General features: G+C 67.7%; 3 protein-coding genes, 1 tRNA gene and 2 pseudogenes. 3 read left to right on the top strand and 3 right to left on the bottom strand.

Annotated elements, in window-relative coordinates:
• Positions 1-456 (bottom strand): annotated as a pseudogene (locus ASF20_RS24505) (calcium-binding protein); the annotation flags it as partial.
• Positions 457-803: 347 nt separating this feature from the next.
• On the opposite strand from ASF20_RS24505, the pseudogene ASF20_RS23685 reads away from it, so the two are divergent.
• Positions 804-1,541: pseudogene (locus tag ASF20_RS23685) on the top strand (IS5 family transposase).
• A 1,648-nt stretch (positions 1,542-3,189) separates the two neighbouring features.
• Here ASF20_RS23685 and ASF20_RS21790 read toward each other — a convergent pair.
• Together ASF20_RS21790 and leuC are read right to left on the bottom strand one after the other, a co-directional pair.
• Positions 3,190-3,274 (bottom strand) — tRNA-Leu (locus ASF20_RS21790).
• 106 nt (positions 3,275-3,380) lie between these two features.
• Entirely contained in the window at positions 3,381-4,796 is a 1,416-nt protein-coding gene (leuC, locus tag ASF20_RS21785) for a 3-isopropylmalate dehydratase large subunit (RefSeq protein ID WP_056216518.1), read from the bottom strand.
• Positions 4,797-5,036: 240 nt separating this feature from the next.
• On the opposite strand from leuC, the gene ASF20_RS21780 reads away from it, so the two are divergent.
• Positions 5,037-6,002: a 2-hydroxyacid dehydrogenase gene (locus tag ASF20_RS21780; RefSeq protein WP_056277930.1), complete on the top strand. Its 966-nt coding sequence runs from the start codon at positions 5,037-5,039 to the stop codon at positions 6,000-6,002.
• Positions 6,003-6,058: 56 nt separating this feature from the next.
• Complete coding sequence (locus ASF20_RS21775) at positions 6,059-6,940, top strand: AprI/Inh family metalloprotease inhibitor (RefSeq protein ID WP_082501558.1); 882 nt, start codon at positions 6,059-6,061, stop codon at positions 6,938-6,940.
• Positions 6,941-6,980: the final 40 nt, after the last annotated feature.

Below are 6,980 nucleotides of genomic sequence, written 5' to 3'. Positions count from 1 at the left end.
GATCGACACGCCGTCGGATGGTGCATCCAGGAAGGCGTTGTGCGTGAGGGTCGTGTTCTCACCCCGCGAGATGATGAAGTCGACGTAGCCGATTTTGTCGAGCTTCAGACCGTCGAACGTCGAGTGATCGACGGTCAGGTTCTTGGTGCCAGGCACCGCGCTGATCGCATAGAAGCCAGACGCAGCGTCGAAGGTTGAGTTCTTGATCGCGACGTTATCGGCCTGCACGTTGATCGAGACACCGCGGAAGTCGTACCCGTCCAGGGTCACGCCTGCCTTGGTGATGGCCAGCACGTTCATGGCCTTGTTGTAGTAGACACCATCAACTGCCTTGAGGCCGGCAAAGCTCTTGAGCTGTGAGGTGCTGAGGAGCATCCCAACGGACTCACCCACACCCGCAATGTCACCCAGGCCGTTGTTACGAGCGATGGCGGCAAGATCCGAAGCAACGTACATTAGCAGTTTCCCAAACAAGGGTGCTCCAGCACCACAACGTGGGAAGCATGGGTCACCGTTCGAAAATTGCGAAAAGCAATGAGCCAATATTATAAGATGATTTAATATCCTATAATACAAGCATTAGGGTATTGCTGTTTGCATAAATTTAATATGCTATTTGCAGAACAATTCATGCGATTTCATCCAGACTTTTAAAGCGTTTCATATCAAATGTGTGTCGCATTTAAGCAACGGATGCAGGTGAAGTTTCGGTAACGTACTCGGCTCCGGACCCATAAGTTTGGCTTGGCGGGCGTGCCTGTGATTCCTTCGGGGTGAAGGAGGCGCCAAGGGCCGAGTTTTGATTGACGGAGGATCAGTTTGCGAAGATCGCTTCGCATCTGCCGATCGACACCCGGGGCAAGACGCGCGTCGATGACCGACGCGTGATCAGCGGGATCAGCGACGAGTTGAAGTCCGGCGGGCGTTAGACTGACACCCCGCGTGAGATGCACGGCCCGAAAAAGACCCTTTAAAATCACTTCGTGCGCGGGGCGGCCAAGGGGGTCTGGGGTGATCTCTTCAAGACCCAGACCCGGGCCGGTGGGCCGCCCTCCCCGGTGCTGATCGACTCCTCGGTCGTGAAGGCGAATCGCTGCGCCTCCGGTGGAAAAAAAGGGGGGGGCCAAAGCCAAGCCATTGGCCGCTCGCGGGGTGGACGCACGACCAAAATCCACGCCCTCACCGGCCGGTTCTGCCGCCCGCTCGCCTTCCTGTTGACGGGCGGACAGGTGGCCGACTGCAAGGCAGGAGCGCAACTTTTGGAGCGCGCGTCGGCGTGCCGGATCATGTTGGCCGACAAGGGCTACGACAGCGACGCCATCCATCGACAAATCGAAGTGACGGGGGCGGCGCCCAACATCCCGCCCAAGTCCAACCGGCGATGGAAGCCGTGTTTCTCTCCCGTCCTGTGCAAGGAACGCAACGCCATCGAGCGCATGTTCGGGCGCCTCAAGGACTTCCGCCGCATCGCCACACGATACGACCGGTCGGCTATCAACTACCTGACTGCCGTCTGCATCGCCGCTACCGTCAGCTTCTGATCATGAGTCCCGAGTCGAACACTACCCTGATCTGGTCCAGAGTGTCGGGTTTCTATGACCGTAATCATCTGACGGAGATAACCTCTTTCAGAAGAATCCCGACATACCCAAGCAAGGCTTCAATATGGACGGATGGCGCCGCACCGGCCGTGCCAGCATTCGCACGGCTTGATTCGGCTTCAGTGTCTTCGAGGAGGAGCGCAGGGACGCCGATGGCGAGCACAGATGGGCCCGCTGTTCAGGGTATCGCATCTTCACCGAATGATGGCGGACCAGGCAACCGTCTGATAAGCGGCAGGCCGAAGGTTCAAGTCCTTCAACCGGCAACACTTTTTCGAGCCCGAGGTGAAACTTCCGTTTCCGGTTTCAGCTCGGACTCAGACAATAGCATCAGAGCCCGCCGCGTGTCGGTCCCATGATGGATGGGACCGACGCGTGCGATTCTGCCGGGAGAACCGACGGGAATGCTGCCGTGCTGTGGAAGAAGCCGTAGCCATGGCGATCACCGGGAGCCGGACGTGGCCTGATCGCCGCGACGCGGCGCGACGACGCGGCCAGGGACGACGGCGTCTTCGTCGGGCGGATCGACCGCGTGGAGATCGCCACGGGGCCAGCCCGGCCTTGGGCGGCGCATGGGATTCCCGCTGCACCCCAGCACTGTCGGATGCGCGGTGAGCGGTCATGAGGCGACGAAGCAGGCTGCGGCGCACCCTGGTGAAGGCGGCCTGAGCGATGTGGCTGAACACGCAGACGCCCCGCCATCCATGACGGCCGCTGGGATTCGCCGAGACCTCGCCTGCGATCAGGAGAAATTCGAACGCAAAGGGAAGAATCGGCCATGAACGCGTATGAGGGGATCGCGACTTGAGGGCGTTCGCAACGGTCGATCGGCTCATCGGTGCGCAGACGAGGCCGGTATTCCTGAGGGTCAGGACTTCCTGGCGGTCAGGGATCCCTGGCGGTCGCGCATCGGGGCGAAGGCCTTCTTCATGACCGGGGGCACGAACTCGGGCTCTCAACCGCTGGGCTGACGCGGAACGTGTCTGATTGGACGGACGACATCCAGAGGGGGCACTGGTCATCTCGGGCCGGGCGACCGGGATCGCCGCGAGAACCCAGTCCATCGCGCCCGGGAGGTGCTGCGGCGGAGGCCGAAGGGACAAGCGTTCTGCGCGAACATGCGGGCCTCTCGGGATGGGGCTTCTCGGGATGGCGCTTCTCGGGGGGGAAACCTGGGCTCAGATCCGAAAAAACCCCACGCGGCGGGTGCCGGCGGGGCTGAGCAGGGATCGGGCGCGTGAAGTGGCGTCACAGCCGGGTCTGCCGAATGCATCTCCTCAGCGCCGCGTCCCACGAAGCCGTATCCGGGATCACGAAGCGACGGGCCTCGACGCAGTCCGCGATATCGGGGCGGGTCTGGAGCACCCGCGGATGCCCATCACGGTCACGCCCATGCCGACGGCGGCGCACGGAACGCGGCTCAAGGCTCGATACGAATGGGTGCCAGGATATCGGAAGAATGCGACCGAGACACGAACCGCGGACAAGGCACGCTTGACTCGTCAGACTTCCATCTCTCCCGCACCGGTCGACATGGCGCAGGAGGAACCGCAGAAAATATCATGATTTCAGTGCGTTAGAAATCATGTGGTGCCCAGGAAAGGACTCGAACCTTCACCTCTTGCAAGACTGGTACCTGAAACCAGCGCGTCTACCAATTCCGCCACCTGGGCTCGCCGGGGCCGCTTGCGGCGCCGACGCGGGTTTCGTTTAGGCGGGGCGGGGCCGGCCGTCAATCCGGATCGCAGCGGATTTTTCGGCCGGCCCGTCGATTGTGGTTCAGGCCTCGCGGCGCCACTCGCGGATGTCGACGAAGCGGCCGGCCACGGCCGCCGCCGCCGCCATGGCGGGGGAGACGAGGTGGGTGCGGCCGCGGTGGCCCTGGCGGCCCTCGAAGTTGCGGTTCGAGGTCGAGGCGCAGCGTTCGTTCGGGCTCAGGCGGTCGGCGTTCATGCCGAGGCACATGGAGCAGCCCGGCTCGCGCCAGTCGAACCCGGCCGCCTTGAGGATGCGGTCGAGGCCCTCCGCCTCGGCCTGCTGCTTCACCAGGCCGGAGCCCGGCACCACCATGGCGGAGACGTTGGCGTGGACCTTCCGGCCCTCCACCATCTGGGCCACCGCCCGCAGGTCCTCGATGCGGCCGTTGGTGCAGGAGCCGATGAAGACCCGGTCGAGGGTGATGTCGGTGATCTTGGTGCCGGGGGTCAGGCCCATGTAGCTCAGGGCCTGCTCCTTCGACTGGCGCTTGTTCTCGTCCGCGATCCGCGACGGATCGGGCACGGCGCCGGAGATCGAGACCACGTCCTCGGGGCTGGTGCCCCAGCTGACGATGGGCGGCAGGTTGGCGGCGTCCAGGCGCACCTCGCGGTCGAAATGGGCGCCTTCGTCTGTGACGAGGCTCTCCCAGTAGGCCCTGGCGCGGGCGAAGGCCTCGCCCTGGGGCGCCTTCGGCCGGCCCTCGACATAGGCGTAGGTGGTGGCGTCCGGCGCCACCAGGCCGGCGCGGGCGCCGCCCTCGATCGACATGTTGCAGATGGTCATCCGGCCCTCCATCGAGAGGGCGCGGATGGCCGAGCCGGCATACTCGATGACGTAGCCGGTGCCGCCGGCGGTGCCGATCTCGCCGATGATCGCCAGGATGATGTCCTTGGCCGTCACGCCCGGCGGCAGGGTGCCGTCGACGCTGACGCGCATGTTCTTCGCCTTCTTCTGCAGCAGCGTCTGGGTGGCGAGCACGTGCTCCACCTCCGAGGTGCCGATGCCGTGGGCGAGCGCCCCGAAGGCGCCGTGGGTCGAGGTGTGGCTGTCGCCGCAGACGATGGTCTGGCCCGGCAGGGTGAAGCCCTGCTCCGGCCCGATCACGTGGACGATGCCCTGGCGGCGGTCGAGGGCGTCGTAGAACTCGATGCCGAAGTCGCGCACGTTCTCGGCCAGCGCCTCGAGCTGGATGCGGCTCTCCGGATCCTCGATGCCGAAGCGGCGGTCGGAGGTCTGCACGTTGTGATCGACCACCGCGAGGGTCTTCTCGGGGTGGCGCACCCGGCGCCCGGCCACGCGCAGGCCCTCGAAGGCCTGGGGGCTGGTGACCTCGTGGACGAGGTGGCGGTCGATGTAGAGGAGCGTGGAGCCGTCGGGCTCGACATCGACGACGTGGTCGTCCCAGATCTTGTCGTAGAGGGTGCGCGGCGCGGTCATGGCGTGGCTGTTCTGGTTGTTCGTCGGAAAACGGAGGTCGGTCTCCCTTTAGTAGTGTTCCAAGGCGTGCAGCGAAAGTGGGGGCCCGGCTGCACCCGGCGGATGGCAGCCCGGAGGCGCCCGCATGGGGCGGCGCGCGGGCCGCCGAAGGTCACTGGACCGGTCCGGACCCGCGGCCTAAAGCTGTCGGCGCGGAGCCGCCCAGGCTTCGACCAGATCCCGATCGTCGCCGAGCCCCCCATGCCGCCCATCGACATCCTGATGCTCAAGGCGATGCATCCCGACGTCATGGATGCCGTCGCCGAGCGCTTCACCCTGCACCGGCTCGACACCGTCCCCCATCCGCAAGCCTTCCTGGCCGAGACCGGCCCGCGCATCCGCGGCCTCGCCACGGGGGCCCAGGCGCCGGTGGACCAAGCCCTGCTGGCGCGCCTGCCCGGCCTCGAGATCGTGGCGAGCTTCGGCGTCGGCTACGACACCATCGACACGGCGGCGGCGGCCGCCCAGGGCGTCGTCGTGACGAACACCCCGGACGTCCTCACCGACGAGGTCGCCGACCTCGCGCTGGGCCTACTCCTGGCCACCGTGCGCCAGATCCCCCAGGCCGAGCGCCACCTGCGCGCCGGGCACTGGCCGCAGCGGACCTATCCGCTGACCCCGACCCTGCGCGGGCGCACCGTGGGCATCCTCGGCCTCGGGCGGATCGGTCGGGCCATCGCCCGGCGCCTGGAGGGCTTCGGCGTCGCCATCGCCTACCACGGACGCCGGCCGCAGGCGGACGTCGCTTACGCCTACCACCCCACCCTGCGGGGCCTCGCCGAGGCCTCCGACGTTCTGATGGTGGTGGCGCCCGGCGGGCCGGAGACCAACGGGATCGTCGATGCGGCGGTGCTGGAGGCGCTGGGGCCGCAGGGCCTCCTCGTGAACGTCGCCCGCGGCAGCCTCATCGACGAGGCGGCGCTGATCGGGGCCCTCCAGGCCGGCACCATCCTGGGGGCCGGCCTCGACGTCTTCGCCCGCGAGCCGCACGTGCCGCCCGAGCTCGTGGCCATGGACCACGTGGTGCTCCTGCCCCATGTGGGCTCGGCCTCGGTGGAGACCCGGGCGGCCATGGGCCGGCTCGTGGTGGACAACCTCGTCGCCTGGTTCGACGGACGCGGCCCGCTCACCCCGGTGCCGGAGACGCCCTGGACGGCCCAGGCATGATCGGCCCAGAGAGGATCGACCCAGGCATGATCGGCCGAGGCATGATCGACCGAGGCATGAGCCGCGCTTGCCGCATCGCCGCCCTGGCCCTGGCGCTGGCGGCACCGGCTCTGGCGCAGGAGACCGCCCCGCCCCAGGAGGCGCCCGCATCGAGCGCCGCGTCGGCGCCCGCCGCGCCCGAAGTGCCCTTCGTCGAGACCCTGCCCCGCGACATCGCCGGGGTGCCGGGCACCTGGGACCTGTCGCGGGACGGCAGCACCCGGCGCTGCGTCCTGACCCTGGCGGGCGCGAGCGGTCCGGCCGGCCGGCGTCTGTCCTTCCCGGCCGGGTGCCGGCGGGCCCTGCCGATCCTCAACGGCGTTGCCGGCTGGCTCTTCACCGACGGCAACCTGCGCCTGGTCGACAAGGACGTCCGGCCGGTGCTGCAGTTCAGCGCCCGGGTCGATGCCCGCAGCCTCGTGGCCGCCGCGGGCGACGAGCATTTCAGCCTGGTGCCGCTCCAGATCGTCGCGATGGTGCCGCCGACCGACGCGGTGCCCACCAGCCCCGGCGCCGGCTACGCCGGTGCCGGCTCTGCCGGTGCCGGCAGCGCCGCCCCGGACGCGCGCAGCGCCCCGGCGCCCGAGGCCGCGCCGGCGGGCGACGCCCCGGCCCCCGGCACCTACGCCCTCGACCGCTACCGCGAACAGGACGTCTGCCGCATCGAGCTGACGCCCGGCACCGCGCCGGCGCCGGTGCGCATCCTCGACCATTGCCGCGACGGCGGCCTGACGGTGTTCGATCCGGTCTCCTGGCGCTTCGCCAACGGGCACCTCACCCTCAACGCCCGCCGCGGCCACATAGTGAACCTGGTCGCCACCGGGGACGGGCGCTGGCGCCGCGACCCGGAGGTCGGCACCACCTTCGTGCTGCGCCGGGTGGAGCCCGCCGCCCCGTGAGCCCCCTCCCCTGAACCCCGAATCCAGTCCCTTGCCCCGC

It is taken from the genome of Methylobacterium sp. Leaf88 (genome assembly GCF_001422795.1).
Classification (GTDB): Bacteria; Pseudomonadota; Alphaproteobacteria; order Rhizobiales; family Beijerinckiaceae; genus Methylobacterium.
The sequence above is the reverse complement of the archived record's forward strand: the minus strand, read 5'-3'. Positions and strand labels throughout refer to the sequence as shown.